The sequence below is a fragment of the Micromonospora sp. C31 genome (genome assembly GCF_018070575.1).
In the GTDB taxonomy this organism is placed as follows: Bacteria; Actinomycetota; Actinomycetes; order Mycobacteriales; family Micromonosporaceae; genus Micromonospora.
In genome coordinates this window covers 176,357-192,923 of sequence record NZ_JAGPXN010000001.1, presented here as the reverse complement: position 1 = coordinate 192,923, position 16,567 = coordinate 176,357, and the positions used below count along the sequence as shown (strand labels likewise).

Below are 16,567 nucleotides of genomic sequence, written 5' to 3'. Positions count from 1 at the left end.
CCTGCCGGCGGGGCGGCGTCAGCGGGGCGGGGCCGGTGGGCCGTCCGCGCGGACGGCGATCAGCGACTTGGGCAGGCCGGCCACCCGTTCGACGAGGATCCGCGAGTCGGGGAAGTAGTGCCGCATCTGTGAGCGGTCGAGCAGTTCCGTCCAGAGCACCTGGTGGATGGCGGCCTCGTGGGTGCGGGTCGGCTTGTGCCCGAGCGGCCAGCGGCGGGCGAACGCGGTACGCAGTCGCACGGGGAGGAACTGCATCCCGGGCGCGATCCAGTGCGGCTCGATGGGGAAGTAGCGGTAGGGCGTCTGCACCCAGTGCCGGTCGCCGAGCCCGCGTACGGCGTCGGCGAAGCGCAGCCGCCGCTCGTGTCCGCCGACGTGCTCCACCACGGAGTTCGAGAAGACCAGGTCGTAGCGGCGCGAGGTGATCCGGGCCGGCAGGTCGCAGGCGTCGGCCCGGTCGACCTCCGCCCACTCCGGGACGTCGGTGGGCGGTCGCTCCAGGTTGACCACGTGTACGCGTGCCGGCCGCACGTCGGCACGGGCCCAGGTGCCGAGCCGGCCACCCAGGTCGATGACGTGCATCTTCTCCAGGTCGGGAAAGGTCCGGGCCAGCCAGTCGGCGCGGCGGCGTCGCTGCCGGGCACTCCACGACCGGTCACTGTCGACAAGGTGGAAGCGCAATCGATGGGGCCGCATTTAACGCAATGTACCGCTCCCACCACGTTGGACACACGCGAGGGCCTTCATGATCGGTTATCCGACACTCACCTGCCGTACATGACCTTGATGGCCTTCACGAGCCGGGCGACGTCGGCCGGCGTCCGCTCGAAGGTCGTCGAGGCCAGCATCGACCGGGCCCGCCGCCGGGTGATGGCCTTGGCGCGGCTGAACTCCCGCAGCCCGTCCTCGCCGTGGATGCGCCCGAAGCCGGACTCGCCGACGCCCCCGAACGGCAGCGTGGACATCCCGGCGAAGGTCAGCGCCGAGTTCACCGACGCCATGCCCGAGCGCAGCCGCCGGGCGATCGCCACCGCGCGCCGCCGGCCGAAGACCGAACCCCCCAGGCCGTACGGCAGGGCGTTGGCGCGGTCGACGGCCTCGTCGGCGTCGCGGACCCGGTTGATGGTCAGGGTCGGACCGAACGTCTCCTCGCGTACGGCGGCGGAGTCCTCCGGGACGTCCACCAGCACGGTCGGGCGCACGTACGGCGGCTGCACCGCGTCCGCGCCGCCCAGCACGGCCCGGCCGCCCCGGGACAGCGCGTCGTCGATGTGCCGGCGGATCACGTCGAGCTGGCTCGGCATGGTGATCGGGCCGATGTCCGCGTCGTCCGGGCCGACGGTCAACCGGCCGGCCCGCTCGACCACCTTGCCGACGAAGGCGTCGAAGACCGGCTCCACCGCGTAGACCCGTTCGATGCCGATGCAGGTCTGGCCGGCGTTGGTCAGTGCGCCCCAGACGCACGCCTCGGCGGCGGCGTCCAGGTCGGCGTCGGCGTCGACGATCATCGCGTCCTTGCCGCCGGCCTCCAGCAGCACCGGCGTCAGCGACTCGGCGCAGGCCGTCATCACCTTCCTGGCGGTGGCCGACGAGCCGGTGAAGGCCACCTTGTCCGCCCCGGAGCGGCAGAGCGCGGCCCCGACGTCGCCGAGCCCGTGCACCGCGGTGAAGACCGGCTGCTCCGGCACCACCTCGGCGAAGGTGTCGACCAGCCACTGGCCGACGGCGGGGGTGTACTCGCTGGGCTTCAGCACCACCGTGTTCCCCGCCGCCAGCGCGTACGCGGCGGAGCCGATCGGGGTGAAGACGGGATAGTTCCACGGGCCGATCACGCCGACGACGCCGTACGGCTGGTATTCGAGGTGGGCGGAGAACTCGGCCAGGACGAGCCGGGAGCGGACCCGGCGGGGGCCCAGCACCCGGCGGGCGTTGCGGGCCGCCCAGTCGACGTGCTCGACGGCGGAGGCGACCTCGACCACGGCGTCGGCGACCGGCTTGCCACCCTCGGCGTGCATCAGCTCGGCGATTTCCTCGATCCGTCGGGCGAGCAGGCCGCGCCAGCGCAGCAGCCGCTCCCTGCGCCCGCCGAAGCCGAGCGCCGCCCACCACTCGCCGGCCGCGCGGGCCCGGTCGACGGCCCGCCGGACGTCCTCGGCGGTGGCGACCGGCAGGCGTCCGGCCTCGGCGCCGGTCGCGGGGCTCGTCGAGATCAGTCGATCGTCCTCGATGACCGGGGTGCCCGGGGCATGTACAGCCGTCATGACGGAAGTCTAGACCCGAGAATTACTCACCGGTAGGGCCGCGCGCCGGAGTCCGGTCCGTCTCGGGTCGCGCGGTGCCGGGACGGGGTGGACGACCGTCGGCCGGACTTGTGATGATTCCTGGGCCGATGCGCGCCGAACCGCCGAACGCGAGGTGTCCGGCCGGGGGTGCGGAGGTGACCACGCGGCGGTGGAGGGCGACTACCGTGTGCTGGCAGGCTGACGCACGGGGTGACCGTGCGGGGTGGAGGCTGACTGTCCATGGAGGAACATCCGGAACTGAGACCGTCGTTGACGGTGGCCGGCGGGGCGATGCGGGGGCTGAGCTTTCGGGTGGGCCCTGAACGGCAGGTCATCGGCCGGGCGCCGACCGCCGACGTCGTGGTGCACGACGCCCATCTGAGCCGCCGGCACGCCGAGGTGTGGCTGACGGGCGAGGGGGCGACCCTGGCGGACCTGGGCTCCACCAACGGCACCTGGCTGAACGACCGGCGGATCACCGGCGTGGAGCGGCTGGCCGACGGGGACGTGATCCGGCTCGGCCGCACCGAGCTGCGCGTCTACGATCCGGGTGTGGCGCGCACCGACCCGGTGGGCTTCAGCTTCAACACGCCGCGCCGGGACCGTCGCCCGACCCTGCCGTTGCCGGTCGCGACCCCGGCCGTCGGCCCCGCGTCGCCGGTGGCCGTGCCGGCCGTCGACCCGGTGCCGCCGACGGTTCCGGCGGTACTGTCCGCCCCGTCCTGACCGGGGCCGCCGGCGCACACCTTCCGTCACGCGAAGGTGGCGGGTCGGCACATGGACGCGTCCGGCGGCGTCGTGGCAGCATCCGGCGGATGGAGACCGGACAGCGGCTGGTGTCGGCGAACGGGATCACCCAGGCGGTACGGGTGGCCGGACCGCCGGACGGCGCTCCCGTACTGCTGGTCCACGGCAACTGCTCGTCAGCGGCCTTCTGGGAGCCGCTGGTGCGGCGACTGCCGGCCGCCCTCCGGGTGGTCGCGCCCGACCTGCGCGGCTACGGGCTGACCGACACCGCTCCGGTGGACGCGACCCGGGGGCTGGGCGACTTCGCCGACGACGTCGCGGCGCTGTTCGACGACCCGTCCCTCTTCCCGGCCGGCGCCCGGCCGGTGGCGGTCGGCCACTCGCTCGGCGGCGGGGTGGCCATGCGGCTGCTCGTCGACCACCCCGACCGGGTGGGCGCGCTGCTGCTCGCCGCGCCGGTCTCGCCGTACGGCTACGGCGGCACCCGGGACCTGGCGGGGACGCCGACCACCCCCGACTTCGCCGGCACCGGCGGCGGCACGGCCAACCAGGACTTCGTCAGGCGGCTGGCTGCCGGCGACCGGAGCGCGGACGCCCCGAGCAGTCCGCGTGCCGTGCTGCGGGCGACCTACGTGGCGGACCCGGCCTCGCTCGGCGACGACGAGGATCTGCTGCTGGACAGCCTCCTCTCCACCGCCACCGGCGACGACAACTACCCCGGTACGGCGGTCACCTCGGCGAACTGGCCCGGCACCGCCCCGGGCCGACGCGGCGTGCTCAACGCCCTCTCCCCGGCGCACTTCCGGCTCGCCGAGGAACTGGTCGCGGTGGCCGGCAAGCCGCCGGTCACCTGGATCCACGGGGACGCCGACGTCATCGTCTCGGACACCGCGATGATGGACCTGGCCCACCTGGGCTCGCTGGGTGTGCTGCCCGGCTGGCCGGGGGAGGCGGCCTGCCCGGCGCAGCCGATGGTGGGGCAGACCCGGGCGGTGCTGGAGCGTTACGCGGCGGCCGGTGGGGCGTACCGCGAGGTGCTGCTGCCCGGCTGCGGGCACAGCCCGCACCTGGAACGGCCGACCGAGTTCGTCGCCGAGCTGCTCAGGCTGACCGGTACGGCGGGCTGACCGCCGGGTCGGGCCGCTCGCCGGGACGGGTTGCCCGCCGGTGCGGGGCCGCCGCCGGGACGGGGCGTGCCGCCGGCCCGGGCGCCCCCTCGCCGGGGCCTGCCCGCGAGCCCGGGCCGGTCCGCTCGGCACCCGCTCTGACCGGCGCGTGGCCGCGCTGGAGGTCGTGAAATTTGCCACGGCGCGCCTCGACAACTCAGCGTCACGTGGCAGACTCGCGCGCATAACCTTAATGGTCGTTCAAGCGGCCCTGCGGAGCATCGAGGAGGTCGGTCGTGGCGCGCGATCTAACCAGCGTGGGCGTTGTGGGTCTGGGCACCATGGGCGCCGGCATCGTCGAGGTGTTCGCGCGCAACGGGGTCGACGTCGTCGCGGTGGAGGTCTCCGAGGGCGCGCTCGAACGCGGCCGGGCCATCCTCACCGGGTCGACGGACCGGGCCGTGGCCAAGGGCAAGCTCGCCGAGGCCGACCGCGACGCGCTGCTGGACCGCGTACGGTTCGCCGTCGGGCTGGACGCGCTGCACTCCGTGGACCTGGTCATCGAGGCGGTGCCCGAGCACCTGGACCTGAAGCAGCGGATCTTCGCGGAGCTGGACCGGGTCTGCAAGCCCGAGGCGATCCTGGCCACCAACACCTCGTCGCTGAGCGTCACCGAGATCTCCGTCGCCACCAGCCGGCCCAACCAGGTCATCGGCATCCACTTCTTCAACCCGGCACCGGTGATGAAGCTGGTGGAGGTGGTCCGGACGGTGGTCACCTCCGCCGACGTCGTCGCCGACGTGGAAGGGCTCTGCAAGCGGCTCGGCAAGGTCGACGTCACCATCAGCGACCGGGCCGGCTTCATCGCCAACGCGCTGCTCTTCGGCTACCTCAACCACGCCGTCGGGATGTTCGAGTCGCACTACGCCACCCGCGAGGACATCGACGCGGCCATGAAGCTCGGCTGCGGCCTGCCGATGGGCCCGCTGGCGCTGATGGACCTGATCGGCCTGGACACCGCGTACGAGATCCTCGACACCATGTACCGGCGCGGCGGGCGGGACCGCCGGCACGCCCCGGTGCCGCTGATCAAGCAGATGGTCACCGCCGGGCTCCTCGGTCGCAAGTCCGGCCGGGGCTTCTACACCTACGAGCGGCCGGGCTCCCCGGTCGTCGTACCCGACGAGCAGACGCCGGTGGCGACGGAGGCCGCGCTCGGCGACGGCGCCCGCGCCATCGCGAAGGTCGGGGTGGTCGGCTCCGGGACGATGGCCACCGGCATCATCGAGGTCTTCGCCAAGGCCGGCTACGAGGTCGTCTCGGTGACCCGGGGTGCGGAGAAGTCCGCGAAGGTCTTCGAGACGGTCCGGACCTCGCTCAACAAGGGCGTGGTGCGCGGCAAGCTCAGCGAGGCCGACCGGGAGGCCGCGCTGGGCCGGATCAACTGGTCGGCCACCCTGGAGCACCTCGCCGACGTCGACCTCGTCGTCGAGGCCGTGGTCGAGGAGTTGAGCGTCAAGAAGGCCCTCTTCGCCAGCCTCGACGAGATCTGCAAGCCGGGCGTCGTGCTCGCCACCACCACCTCCTCGCTGCCGGTGATCGACGTCGCGATGGCCACGCAGCGGCCCGCCGACGTGGTCGGGCTGCACTTCTTCAATCCGGCGCCGCTCATGCCGCTGGTGGAGGTCGTGCAGACCATCCGCACGTCGGCGGAGACCACCGCCACCGCCCGCGCGGTCTGCGCCGCGATGGGCAAGACGGGCGTGGTCTGCGGCGACCGTTCCGGCTTCATCGTCAACGCGCTGCTCTTCCCCTACCTCAACGACGCGGTGAAGATGCTGGAGGCGAGCTACTCCACCGCCGACGACATCGACCACGCGATGAAGCTGGGCTGCGGCTACCCGATGGGCCCGTTCGAACTGCTCGACGTGGTCGGCCTGGACGTCTCGCTGGCCATCCAGCGCGAGCTCTACCTGGAACTGCGCGAGCCGGGCTTCGCGCCAGCCCCGCTGCTGGAGCACCTGGTCACGGCCGGCTACCTGGGCCGCAAGAGCGGCCGCGGCTTCCGCGACCACACCCGTCGCTGAGTCCGGTCGACGCCGCGCGCCGGTGACGGCGTCCGCCTGGTGTGACCCTTCGAGGAGTACGCCGGCAGCCGGGGCTCTCGCCCGCCCCGCGCCGGGCCCGCCGTCGGCCCGTACGCTTGGCAAGCGTGAGCCCCCGTCGCAACCGACCCCGCCGCGACGACACCGCGCACCTCGACTCCGACCGGGTCCGTCAGGGCGTCGCCTCGGTGCAGCAGTGGCGCGACGGCGACTGGCAGGTACGCGGGATCAGCGGCGGCGCCGCCACCAAGACGTACCGCTGTCCGGGCTGTGACCAGGAGATTCGGCCTGGCGTGGCGCACCTGGTGGCGTGGCCGGCGGACGGGCGGGGCGACCTGACGGACCGGCGGCACTGGCACAGCGGGTGCTGGCGTGCCCGGGACCGGCGCGGGCCGGTCGTGCAGCGTGGCCGCGGCACCCCTAGGTACGGCTAAGCGATCTGGATCACGCTGTTTCCGCCCCGCCCGGCGGTTCCCGGCCGCACCGGCGAGACTGGTGGGGTGAGCACACCGATCCGCGCGTCCTCGATCCTGCCCGGTCACCGCGAGGACATCGAGCTGCACACCGCCGACGGTCTACGGCTGGTCGGCGAGCTGGCCCGGCCGCTGGACCGTGAGCCGGCGGGCACCCTGGTCTGCCTGCACCCCCTGCCGACGCACGGCGGGATGATGGACAGCCACGTGTTCCGCAAGGCGGCGTGGCGGCTGCCGGCCCTGGCCGACCTGGCCGTGCTCCGCTTCAACACCCGGGGCACCAGCAGCCTGCGTGGCACCAGCGAGGGGGCCTTCGACAACGCCGTCGGCGAGCGCTTCGACGTCGCCGCCGCCATCGAGTACGCCGAGTTCGCCGAGCTGCCGAACATCTGGCTGCTCGGCTGGTCGTTCGGCACCGACCTGACCCTGATGTACGGCTGCGATCCGGCCGTCGTCGGAGCGGTCCTGCTCTCCCCGCCGCTGCGCTTCTCCGCCCCGGCGGACCTGGAACACTGGGCGGAGTCCGGCAAGTCGCTGACCGCGCTGGTGCCCGAGTTCGACGACTACCTGCGCCCCGACGAGGCCCGGGAGCGCTTCGCGGCGGTGCCGCAGGCCGAGGTGGTCGGGGTGCCCGGTGCGAAGCACCTCTGGGTCGGCGACGCCGAGACCGTGCTGGACGAGGTGGTCCGCCGGGTCAACCCGGCCGCCGCCGTGCCGCTGCCGACGACCTGGGACGGCCCGATGGAGACCGGCGACGTCAGCGCGTACGCCGACCGCACGGTGGCCTCCTTCGCGGACCGTCCGGTGCCCGGCCCGGCCGCCGGCCAGGCCGGCTGACCCAGCCTGCGCCTCGCGGACCCGGCGGCCCGGTCCACCGCCACCGGGCCGTCCGGCCGGGGTCAGCGGGACTCCTGCCGGGGCAGGACCACCTCGCGCAGGATGAGCTGGAACGCGGCCACCGCCGGGATCGCGATGAGCGCGCCCACCACCCCCAGCAGGGAGACCCCGAGCAGGGCGGCCACCAGGGCGGCCACCTCGTTGACCGACACCGACCGTCGCATGATCTTGGGATAGATCAGGTAGTTCTCGATCTGCTGGTAGATCAGGAAGAACACCGCGCAGGCGATGCCGATCGGCAGGTCGGTGGCGAATCCCACCAGGCTGACGATCACCGCGCCCAGGGTCGCGCCGATCTGCGGGATCAGGTCCGTCACCGCGACCACCACGGCCAGCGCGAACGGGTACGGCAGCCCGACGACCAGCGCGAAGACGTACGTGGAGATCCCGGCCAGCACCGCGATGCTGAGCGCGCCCACCATGTACGCGCCCACCTTGGTCAGGATCTCGTCCCCGATGAGCTGCACGCGCTCCCGGCGCGAGCGGGGCACCAGCGAGTAGCCCAGGGCGCGTAGCCGGTCGAAGTAGGCCAGGAAGTAGATGGTCAGCACCAGCACGGTCAGCCCCCGGAAGACCGTGCCGAACACCAGTTGGGCGCCGCCGAGCACCCCGCCGAGGGCCTGCCCGAACGTGTCGGCGTTGGCCGCGTTCTGCAGCCGCTCCGTGAGGTCGTAGCGCACCACCAGGTCGTTGACCGTCTCGTTGCGGCGCAACGCCTCCAGGTAGCTCGGTAGCTGGTCGATGAATTGCCCGGTCTGCGTCACGACGGGCGGCACCAGGGCGAACGCCCCGCCGCAGAGGAGCAGCACGACCGTCAGCGCGACCACCGCCACGGCGGCCCCGTGCGGCAGCCCCCAGGAACGCAGCCGGACCACCGCGGGGTGCAGGCCGACCGCGAGGAAGAGCGCGATGACCACCAGGACCAGGATGCCGGCGGCGTTGCGCAGGCCCAGGTAGAGGGTGTACGCGAGCAGCACCCCGGCCGCGCCGGTGAACCCGACCAGGAAGCTGCTGCGCTTCAGCGGCCGTCCCGGCGTGCCGAACCGGCTCGATCCGTTCTTCGCCGGCGTGCCGCCGCCCGTCGTGTCCGCGGCGTCCGTCGTGCCCGTGGTGTCCGCGGCGTCCGTCGTGCCCGTGGTGTCCGTGGTGTCCGTCGCCCCGGTGCCGTGCTCGGGCGCGGTGGCGTGCTCCGGCTTCCGCTCCCCGCCGCCCGTTCCCCGGGCGCTGCCGCGCTCCGGGCCTGTGGCGCTGTCGGGCTGTCGGCCTGCGGCGCTGCCGGGCTCCGGGCCGCCGCTCGACGTCGTCGGTCCGTCTTCCGCCATCGGACCTCCCTGGTCGACTCCCGCCCCGACGGCCCGCTCGCGGCTCACATCGGCGAATCCGTACGGGAGCCTACGCCGCAGGCCCGACCCGCCCAGCCGGCCCGCACCCGCTGGCACCCGAATCCTGGGATCTTGGCACGAGACGGCCCCTGGAGGGGCCCGATTCTTCCAAGATCCGCTGCACCGCCCGACGAGCTCGGTCGTCGGGCGGTGGAGCGGATCAGAGGTCAGTCCTTCTCGACGACGACCTTGCTCGGCTTGGCGCTGCGCTCGTCGGTGGTCGGCTTCGTGGGGCGTTTGCCGTTCTCGCCGGTGCTGGTGATCTTCGTCGGGGTCGCGCCCCGACCCCCCTCGCCGGGCACCGCCGCCACGGTCGGCTCCCCCTCCACGCCGGCACTGGCCGTACCCCCGTCGACGGTGGTCACGGTGGCGACCTTGCCGTTGGCCGGTTGCCCCGCGTCCGCCGGCTCGATCCGGCCCTTGGCCGGCTGCCCGGCGTCCTCGGGTTCCACCTTGCCGGCGGTGGACTTCTCGCCCGAGGGGGACGCGACCTCGGCGGAGCCCGTCGTCCCGTCTCCCGCACCGACCGGGGCCTTGTCCTTGCCGGCCGTGCCCGCGCCCACCGGGGCCTTGTCCGCCGTCTCCGCGCCGCCCGCGCCCGCGCTGACCGGGGCCGTGTCCGCGCCGGCCTTGTCCTTGCCGGCCGTGCCCGCGCCGCCTGCGCTCACCGGTGCCCTGTCCGCGTCGGGACGGGGCTTGCCGCCGTTCGCCGTGGCCGGCCCCGGCTTGCCGCCCGCCGCCACCGGGGCGACGGCACCGTCTGCTCCGCCCGGCCGGTCGGCCGCGCCGAGCAGGCCCAACCGCAGCTCCGTCACCTGCCGCTGGAGGTCGTCGGACTCCTGCCGGGACTTCCAGGTCTCCTGCCGAAGATCGGCCAGCTCCTGCTGGGCCTGGGCGATCTCCAACATCACCTGGGCGAGCTGCTGGCGGCTGGCGGCGGCCTCCTGCTGCGTGGCGGCGAGGTGCTGCTGGGTGGTGGCCAGGTGCTGCTGCGTCGTGGCCGCGTACTCCTCGAACTGCCGACGCGACGTCGCCACGTGCTCGTCGGCCCTGCGGCGCTTCTCGGCCGCCTCCGACTCGGCCCGGCCGAGCAGCGCCGCGGCCTCCTCCTCGGCCCGCTGACGCATCGTCAGGGCGTCCTGCTCGGCGGCCTCACGGACGGCGGTGGCGCCCTGCTCGATCTCGTTCCTGCGGGCGGTGTACTCCGTCTCCAGGGCGGTGCGGCGCGCCTCGAACTCCGACTCCAACTCGTCGTGCCGGCTCGTGTGCTGCTTCTCCAACTCGGCGAGGCGGGTCTTGTACTGCTTCTCCAACTCGTCGCGGCGCGCGGTGAACTCCTGCTCGGCCGCCGCGCGGTGCTGGGCCAGCTCGCGGTCCGCGGCCTCGCGCCGGCTGTTGACCTCCTGCTCCACCCCGGCCCGCCAGGCGCCCAGCTCCTGCTGCGTCTGGGCGCGGGCGTGCTGCACGTACGCCTCGGTCTCGGTGCGCATCCGCTGCACGTACGCCTCGGTCTCGGCGCGGTTGCGCTTCGCCGTCTCGGCCGCCTGGGTGCTGAGCCGCTCCGCCTCCTGGCGGGCCTTCTCCCGGGTGGCCTGCCCGGCGGCGGCGGCGTCGTCGACGATCTGCTTGGCGTCCCGCTGCGCCTTGGCGTGTGTTTCCCGGCCCGCCTCGGTGGCCTGGTCGACCAGGCGCCTGGCCTCCTGCTGGGCCTTGGCGTGCACCTCCTTGGCGGCCTCGCGCAGCTGGGTGGCCTCCTGCTGGGCCTTGGCGTGCACCTCCCTGGCCGCCTCGCGCAGCTTGGTCGCCTCCTGCTGGGCGCGGTGGTGGATCTCCTTCGCCGCGTCCCGTAGCTGGGTGGCCTCCTGCTGGGCCTTCGCCAGGGACTCCTGGGCGGCCTTGCGGAGCCGGGCGGCCTCCTCCTGCGCCGTACGGACGGAGGCGTCCGCCTCGGCCTTGCGGGCCGCGGTGTGCCGCTCCTCCTCCGTGCGGCGGGCGGCCAGCGCGATCTCGAAGTCCTTGAGGGCGGTGGCGGCCTGCTCGCGGGCCTCCTCGACGATGTGCTCGGCGGCTGCCCGGCGAGCCCCGATCTCCTCGTTGGCGGAGGCCAGGATCGAGTCGGCCTGCTCCTCGGCGAGGGTGAGGATCTGCTCCACCCGCGGGCCGAGATGCCGGTAGGAGACGTTCTCCAGTGTCCCGCCGGACGACCTGCGCGCCTGGGCGAGATCCCGCTGGAGCACCTCGACCTGGCCGGCCAGCTTGTGGATCTGTGTGTAGGCCTGTTCCCGCTCGGCCGCCAGGGCCGCGATCTCGTGCTCCGCGCGAGCGACGTACCGGTCGACCTGTCGTTTCTCGTACCCCCGCAGAGCGGACTCGAAGCTGGGCTCCGTGGTCACGTCCCCGCCGAGAGCGAACAGTTCCTCGCCGTGCGACATGCCCCCATCCTCACACGGCTCCAGTCCGACTGGGGCGATACGGACGCCCCGGATAGGACCTACTTCACTGCCGACACGCCCGGGCGATTCGTCCGGCGCGAAGACCCCTACGGCGCGGGGCGCACCGGTCACCCGGTGTCACCCCGCGCCGCGGATCATGCCCCGGTCGGTTGGGTCAGTTGGCCGTCTCCGCAGTCACCCGAGCGTCGGCGCCGTCGGCCTTCTTCGCCTCCGGCTTGGCCTGCGCCGCGGGCACCCCCGGCACGATGCCGGCGAGACCGGAGAGCATCTGGCCGAGCTGCGAGGTGACGGCGTCCTTCTGCCGGGTGAGGTCCTCGACCTCGCGGCGGGCCGCCTGGGTGGTCAGCTCTGCCTCGGTGCGCGCCTCGGTGAGCAGGCGCTTCGCCTCGGCCTTCGCCTCGGTGAGCGTCTTGTCGGACAGGGCCTTGGCCTTGTCGACCGTCTCGTTGGCGGTGCGCTCGGACTCGACGCGGCGGGCCTCGGCGCGCTGCTCGATCTCCTTGGCCCGCTCCTGCGCGGCGTGGGCGCGCTGCTCGGCCTCGCTGACCAGCTTCTGGGTCTGGGCGACCTGCGCGGCGTGCCGCTCGGACTCCTCGCGCTCGGCCTTCTCCCGGCGCTCGGCGAGCTGGAGCTCCAGGGCCTGGAGGTCCTTGTCGCGCTTGTCGCGGGCGTCGGTGAGCAGCTTGGTCGCCTCGGCGCGCTTCTCCTCGGCCTCGCGGGCGGCCTTCGCCCGCTGCTGGGTGATCTCCCGCTCGGCGGTGGCCCGCAGGGTGGCGACCTCGCGCTCGACGGTGGACTTCAGCTCGGCGACCTCGTGCGCGGTCACCGTGCGCAGCTGCTTGGTCTCCCGATCGGCGTCGGCGCGCAGCGTGTCGGCCTCGCGACGGGCCTGGACGCGGACCTCGGCGGCCTCGCGCTCGGCGGCGGTGCGGACGCTGCCCGCCTCCCGCTCGGCGTTGGCCTTCATGGCCGCCGCCTCGGCGCGCGCCTTGTCGGTGATCTCGCGGGCCTCGAGGCGCGCGGCGGACAGGATGCCCTCCGACTCCCGCTTGGCCTCGTTGCGGTGGTCGTTGGCCTGCTCCTCGGCCAGCCGGAGGATCTGCTCGACGCGGGTGCCGAGGCCCGAGAGGGTGGGCCGGCTGTTCTCCTCGAGCTGCTTGTTGGTGTCGGCGAGCTTCTGCTCCAGCGCGCTCATGCGCTGCTCGGCCTGGCGGAGCCGTCGCTGGGCGTCGTTCATCCGCTGCTCGGCCTCGGCGCGGGCCTGCTCGGACTGGGTCAGCGCGGCCGTCATCCGGCCGATGAAGTCATCGACCTGGTGGGTGTTGTAGCCGCGCAGGCCAACGGTGAAATCGGGCTGCGAGTTCGCGTTATCGAAGAACGCAAGAGGGGATGACTGCTGGGGCATTGGGACATACTCGCAGACCCCCCAGGGTGCTTCGCAAGAGCGGTCCCGAGCTTTCGTGTCCTGTTTACATGGTCAACTGCGCCGCCGCCGACGGTCGGACAGATCGCCGATCTTGGCAGGTCCCGGGCGGGTCGGGCGGCACGGAGAGTGACATCGGAAAAGGGCCGCGGGAGCACCCCGCGGCCCTTTGTCGCGCCATGGTCCGGATCACTCGAATGAGCGTCCGACACTTGGCGACGGAAAGGCAATCGTCGTTCATCGCAATGGCCGACGTCGCCTCGTCCGCCGGGTCAGTGGCCGCGGAAGCGGTTGATCGCGTCCTCGTGCCGGGAGCGTAGCTCGCGGTCGCGTACGCCGAGGCCGTCCGACGGGGCGAGGCAGCGGACACCGACCTTGCCCTGGTGCGCGTTGCGGTGCACCTCGTATGCGGCCTGCCCGGTCTGCTCCAGCGCGTAGGTCTTCGACACGGTGGGGTGGACCTTGCCCAACGCCACCAGCCGGTTGGCCTCCCACGCCTCGCGGTAGTTGGCGAAGTGGCTGCCGATGATCCGCTTCAGGTGCATCCAGAGGTAGCGGTTGTCGTACTGGTGCAGGAAACCGCTGGTGGAGGCGCAGGTGACGACGGTGCCGCCCTTCTTGGCCACGTAGACGCTGGCGCCGAAGGTCTCCCGGCCGGGGTGCTCGAAGACGATGTCCGGGTCCTCGCCGCCGGTCAACTCGCGGATGCGCTCGCCGAAGCGCCGCCACTCGTCCTGGTCCTGCGTCTGCTCGTCCTTCCAGAACCGGAAGCCCTCGGCGGTGCGGTCGATGACCAGCTCGGCGCCCATCTTCCGGCACAGCTCGGCCTTCTCGGGCGAGGAGACCACGCAGACCGGGATCGCGCCGCCGTTGAGCGCCATCTGGGTGGCGTAGCCGCCCAGGCCGCCGGAGGCGCCCCAGATCAGCACCACGTCGCCCTGCTTCATGTTCGCCCCGTGGTGCGACACCAGCTGCCGGTACGCCGTCGAGTTGACCAGCCCGGGGCTGGCCGCCTCCTCCCAGCTCAGGTGGCGCGGCTTGGGCATCAGCTGGTTGGCCTTGACCACGCACAGCTCGGCCAGGCCGCCGAAGTTGGTCTCGAAGCCCCAGATCCGCTGCTGCGGATCCAGCATGGTGTCGTCGTGTCCGGCCGCGTCCTCCAGCTCCACGGAGAGACAGTGCGCGACGACCTCGTCGCCGGCCTTCCACTTCGTCACCCCGGGTCCGGTGCGCAGCACCACGCCGGCGGCGTCGGAGCCCACCACGTGGTACGGCAGGTCGTGCCGGCGGGTCAGCTCCGAGAGCCGGCCGTAGCGCTGGAGGAACTTGAAGGTCGGCAGCGGCTCGAAGATGCTGGTCCAGACCGTGTTGTAGTTGATCGCACTGGCCATCACCGCGACCAGCGCCTCGCCCGGCCCCAGCTCCGGCGTCGGCACCTCCTGCACGTGCAGCGCCTTGCGCGGGTCCTTGTCCCGGGTGGCCAGGCCGTCGAACATCCGGGTCTCGTCGGCGCGCACCACCACGCCGCGGTACGACTCGGGTACCGGCAGGCCGGCGATCCCGGCGAGGTCCCGTTCCGGTTGGTCGGATCCCTCCGCCGCCATGATCGCTTCGAGGATGTCCTGCACGTCGACCTCCCGTTCGTCCGCACCCCGCCCACGCGGGCCCGGGTGCTGCCATCGTCGGCGTCGGTGCGGCCGACCGCCATGTCGGTGTCCGACACATCCGGCGCCGGCCGCGCTCCTGTGGGGCGGGACGTTACTGAACAGTAGCTAGGGCCGGAAGGTCTCTGTGAAAAACTGCATTGGCCGATGCGTGGAGGTGCCCGGGCGGTGCTGGAAACACGCAACGTCGCGCTCGGCCCAGCGGCGCACCGCCGGCCCCGCCCAGGTAAAGGCGGGGTCGGCGGTGGGGTCAGTGCCCGGCGGCGGGCTCGACGAGTTCGACCAGCACCCCGCCGGCGTCCTTCGGGTGGACGAAGTTGACCCGCGAGTTGGCGGTGCCGCGCCTCGGGGTGTCGTAGAGCAGCTTCACGCCCCGCTCGCGCAGCTTCGCGCAGGCGGCGTCGATGTCCGCCACGGTGTACGCCACCTGCTGCACGCCGGGGCCCTTCTTGTCGAGGAACTTGGCGATGGTCGACTCCGGGCTCAGCGGGGCGAGCAGTTGCACGCAGCCGCCCTCGGCGTCCGGGCCGACGGCCAGCATCGCCTCGCGTACGCCCTGCTCGGCGTTCACCTCGGTGTGCACACAGCGCATCCCGAAGGTGCGCTGGTAGAAGTCGATCGCGGCGTCCAGGTCGGCGACGGCGACCCCGACGTGGTCGATGCGGCGCAGGCCGATGTCTGTGACATAGTCGGCAGCGGTCTCGACGGGGGAGTTCTCAGCCATGGCGCTAGTCTGACCGAACAATCGTTAAGGCGTACAGGTCGGCACCCCTCGGAGGCAGGCATGGCTTCGGTGATCGTCAGCGGCGCGCGGACCCCGATGGGCCGCCTGCTGGGCAACCTCAAGGACCTCCCGGCGACCAGGCTCGGCGGCGTCGCGATCAAGGCGGCGCTCGAGCGGGCCGGTGTCGCCCCCGAGCAGGTCCAGTACGTCGTCATGGGGCAGGTGCTCCAGGCCGGCGCCGGGCAGATCCCGGCCCGCCAGGCGGCGGTCGAGGCCGGCATCCCGATGTCCGTGCCGGCGCTGACCGTCAACAAGGTCTGCCTCTCCGGCCTGGACGCGATCGCCCTGGCCGACCAGCTCATCCGCGCCGGCGAGTTCGACGTCGTCGTCGCCGGCGGCATGGAGTCCATGACCAACGCCCCGCACCTGCTGCTCGGCCAGCGCGGCGGCTACAAGTACGGCGACGTGGTGGTCAAGGACCACATGGCGCTCGACGGGCTCACCGACGCCTGGGACAGCTGCGCGATGGGGGAGTCCACCGAGCGGCACAACGGCCGGCACGGCATCACCCGCGAGGAGCAGGACGCGTTCGCCGCGACCAGCCACCAGCGGGCCGCCGCCGCGCAGAAGAACGGCCACTTCGCCGACGAGATCGCCCCGGTGGTCATCCCGCAGCGCAAGGGCGACCCGCTGGTGATCAGCGAGGACGAGGGGATCCGGCCGGACACCACCGTCGAGTCGCTGGCGAAGCTGCGCCCGGCGTTCGCCAAGGACGGCACGATCACCGCGGGCAGCTCCTCGCCGATCTCCGACGGCGCCGCCGCGGTGGTCGTCATGAGCAAGGCCAAGGCCAAGGAGCTGGGGCTGACCTGGCTGGCCGAGATCGGCGCGCACGGCAACGTCGCGGGCCCGGACAACTCGCTGCACTCGCAGCCGTCCAACGCGATCCAGCACGCGCTCAAGAAGGGCGGGCTCGGCATCGAGGACCTGGACCTCATCGAGATCAACGAGGCGTTCGCCCAGGTCGGCATCCAGTCCACCCGTGACCTCGGAATCAGTCCCGACAAGGTCAACGTCAACGGCGGGGCGATCGCGCTGGGCCACCCGATCGGCATGTCCGGCGCCCGGCTGGTGCTCACCCTCGCCCTGGAGCTCAAGCGTCGGGGCGGTGGCACGGGCGCGGCGGCGCTCTGTGGCGGCGGCGGCCAGGGCGACGCCCTCATCATCCACGTCCCGGCCCCCGGCGAGAGCGGTCACTGACCGCGGTCCGGCCGACCCGTAGAGGCAGCACAGTGAGCGAGATCGTCGACG

General features: G+C 72.9%; 13 protein-coding genes. 6 read left to right on the top strand and 7 right to left on the bottom strand.

Annotation, left to right across the window (positions count from 1 at the left end):
* Window positions 1–18: 18 nt before the first annotated feature.
* Together KBX06_RS00870 and KBX06_RS00865 are read right to left on the bottom strand one after the other, a co-directional pair.
* A complete protein-coding gene (locus tag KBX06_RS00870) occupies window positions 19–696 on the bottom strand; it encodes a methyltransferase domain-containing protein (RefSeq protein WP_210832243.1) in 678 nt (225 codons plus the stop codon).
* A 68-nt stretch (window positions 697–764) separates the two neighbouring features.
* A complete protein-coding gene (locus tag KBX06_RS00865; RefSeq protein ID WP_210832242.1) occupies window positions 765–2,261 on the bottom strand; it encodes an aldehyde dehydrogenase family protein in 1,497 nt (498 codons plus the stop codon).
* Between the two features lie 261 nt (window positions 2,262–2,522).
* Here KBX06_RS00865 and KBX06_RS00860 point away from each other — a divergent pair, with 261 nt between their 5' ends.
* The 5 genes from KBX06_RS00860 (at window position 2,523) to KBX06_RS00840 (ending at window position 7,550) form a co-directional block, all read left to right on the top strand.
* A complete protein-coding gene (locus KBX06_RS00860) occupies window positions 2,523–3,008 on the top strand; it encodes an FHA domain-containing protein (protein WP_210832241.1) in 486 nt (161 codons plus the stop codon).
* A gap of 89 nt (window positions 3,009–3,097) precedes the next feature.
* Window positions 3,098–4,156, top strand: a complete 1,059-nt coding sequence (locus KBX06_RS00855; RefSeq protein ID WP_210832240.1) for an alpha/beta fold hydrolase — start codon at window positions 3,098–3,100, stop codon at window positions 4,154–4,156.
* Between the two features lie 275 nt (window positions 4,157–4,431).
* Window positions 4,432–6,222 (top strand): 3-hydroxyacyl-CoA dehydrogenase family protein, encoded by a 1,791-nt coding sequence (locus KBX06_RS00850; RefSeq protein ID WP_210832239.1) that lies wholly within the window; start codon window positions 4,432–4,434, stop codon window positions 6,220–6,222.
* 125 nt (window positions 6,223–6,347) lie between these two features.
* A complete protein-coding gene (locus KBX06_RS00845; protein WP_210832238.1) occupies window positions 6,348–6,674 on the top strand; it encodes a hypothetical protein in 327 nt (108 codons plus the stop codon).
* Between the two features lie 66 nt (window positions 6,675–6,740).
* Complete coding sequence (locus tag KBX06_RS00840) at window positions 6,741–7,550, top strand: alpha/beta hydrolase (protein WP_210832237.1); 810 nt, start codon at window positions 6,741–6,743, stop codon at window positions 7,548–7,550.
* A 62-nt stretch (window positions 7,551–7,612) separates the two neighbouring features.
* Here KBX06_RS00840 and KBX06_RS00835 read toward each other — a convergent pair whose 3' ends face one another.
* From KBX06_RS00835 to mce, 5 genes are all read right to left on the bottom strand, one after another.
* Window positions 7,613–8,932, bottom strand: coding sequence for an AI-2E family transporter (locus KBX06_RS00835; RefSeq protein ID WP_247684965.1), 1,320 nt, complete (start codon window positions 8,930–8,932; stop codon window positions 7,613–7,615).
* A 227-nt stretch (window positions 8,933–9,159) separates the two neighbouring features.
* A complete protein-coding gene (locus tag KBX06_RS00830; protein WP_210832236.1) occupies window positions 9,160–11,424 on the bottom strand; it encodes a hypothetical protein in 2,265 nt (754 codons plus the stop codon).
* 175 nt (window positions 11,425–11,599) lie between these two features.
* Window positions 11,600–12,850: a cell division protein DivIVA gene (locus KBX06_RS00825; protein ID WP_210832235.1), complete on the bottom strand. Its 1,251-nt coding sequence runs from the start codon at window positions 12,848–12,850 to the stop codon at window positions 11,600–11,602.
* Between the two features lie 290 nt (window positions 12,851–13,140).
* Window positions 13,141–14,496, bottom strand: a complete 1,356-nt coding sequence (gene ccrA, locus KBX06_RS00820; RefSeq protein WP_210832234.1) for a crotonyl-CoA carboxylase/reductase — start codon at window positions 14,494–14,496, stop codon at window positions 13,141–13,143.
* Window positions 14,497–14,782: 286 nt separating this feature from the next.
* Complete coding sequence (mce, locus tag KBX06_RS00815) at window positions 14,783–15,256, bottom strand: methylmalonyl-CoA epimerase (protein ID WP_210832233.1); 474 nt, start codon at window positions 15,254–15,256, stop codon at window positions 14,783–14,785.
* A gap of 60 nt (window positions 15,257–15,316) precedes the next feature.
* Here mce and KBX06_RS00810 point away from each other — a divergent pair, with 60 nt between their 5' ends.
* Window positions 15,317–16,516, top strand: coding sequence for an acetyl-CoA C-acetyltransferase (locus KBX06_RS00810; protein WP_210832232.1), 1,200 nt, complete (start codon window positions 15,317–15,319; stop codon window positions 16,514–16,516).
* Window positions 16,517–16,567: the final 51 nt, after the last annotated feature.

What these genes read in the sequence shown, in the direction of transcription:
- KBX06_RS00825 (WP_210832235.1), bottom strand. Translation starts at nt 12,850, where the DNA reads ATGCCCCAGCAGTCATCCCCTCTTGCGTTCTTCGATAACGCGAACTCG.
- KBX06_RS00830 (WP_210832236.1), bottom strand. Translation starts at nt 11,424, where the DNA reads ATGTCGCACGGCGAGGAACTGTTCGCTCTCGGCGGGGACGTGACCACG.
- KBX06_RS00865 (WP_210832242.1), bottom strand. Translation starts at nt 2,261, where the DNA reads ATGACGGCTGTACATGCCCCGGGCACCCCGGTCATCGAGGACGATCGA.
- KBX06_RS00835 (WP_247684965.1), bottom strand. Translation starts at nt 8,932, where the DNA reads ATGGCGGAAGACGGACCGACGACGTCGAGCGGCGGCCCGGAGCCCGGC.
- KBX06_RS00810 (WP_210832232.1), top strand. Translation starts at nt 15,317, where the DNA reads ATGGCTTCGGTGATCGTCAGCGGCGCGCGGACCCCGATGGGCCGCCTG.
- KBX06_RS00855 (WP_210832240.1), top strand. Translation starts at nt 3,098, where the DNA reads ATGGAGACCGGACAGCGGCTGGTGTCGGCGAACGGGATCACCCAGGCG.
- mce (WP_210832233.1), bottom strand. Translation starts at nt 15,256, where the DNA reads ATGGCTGAGAACTCCCCCGTCGAGACCGCTGCCGACTATGTCACAGAC.
- KBX06_RS00870 (WP_210832243.1), bottom strand. Translation starts at nt 696, where the DNA reads ATGCGGCCCCATCGATTGCGCTTCCACCTTGTCGACAGTGACCGGTCG.
- KBX06_RS00860 (WP_210832241.1), top strand. Translation starts at nt 2,523, where the DNA reads ATGGAGGAACATCCGGAACTGAGACCGTCGTTGACGGTGGCCGGCGGG.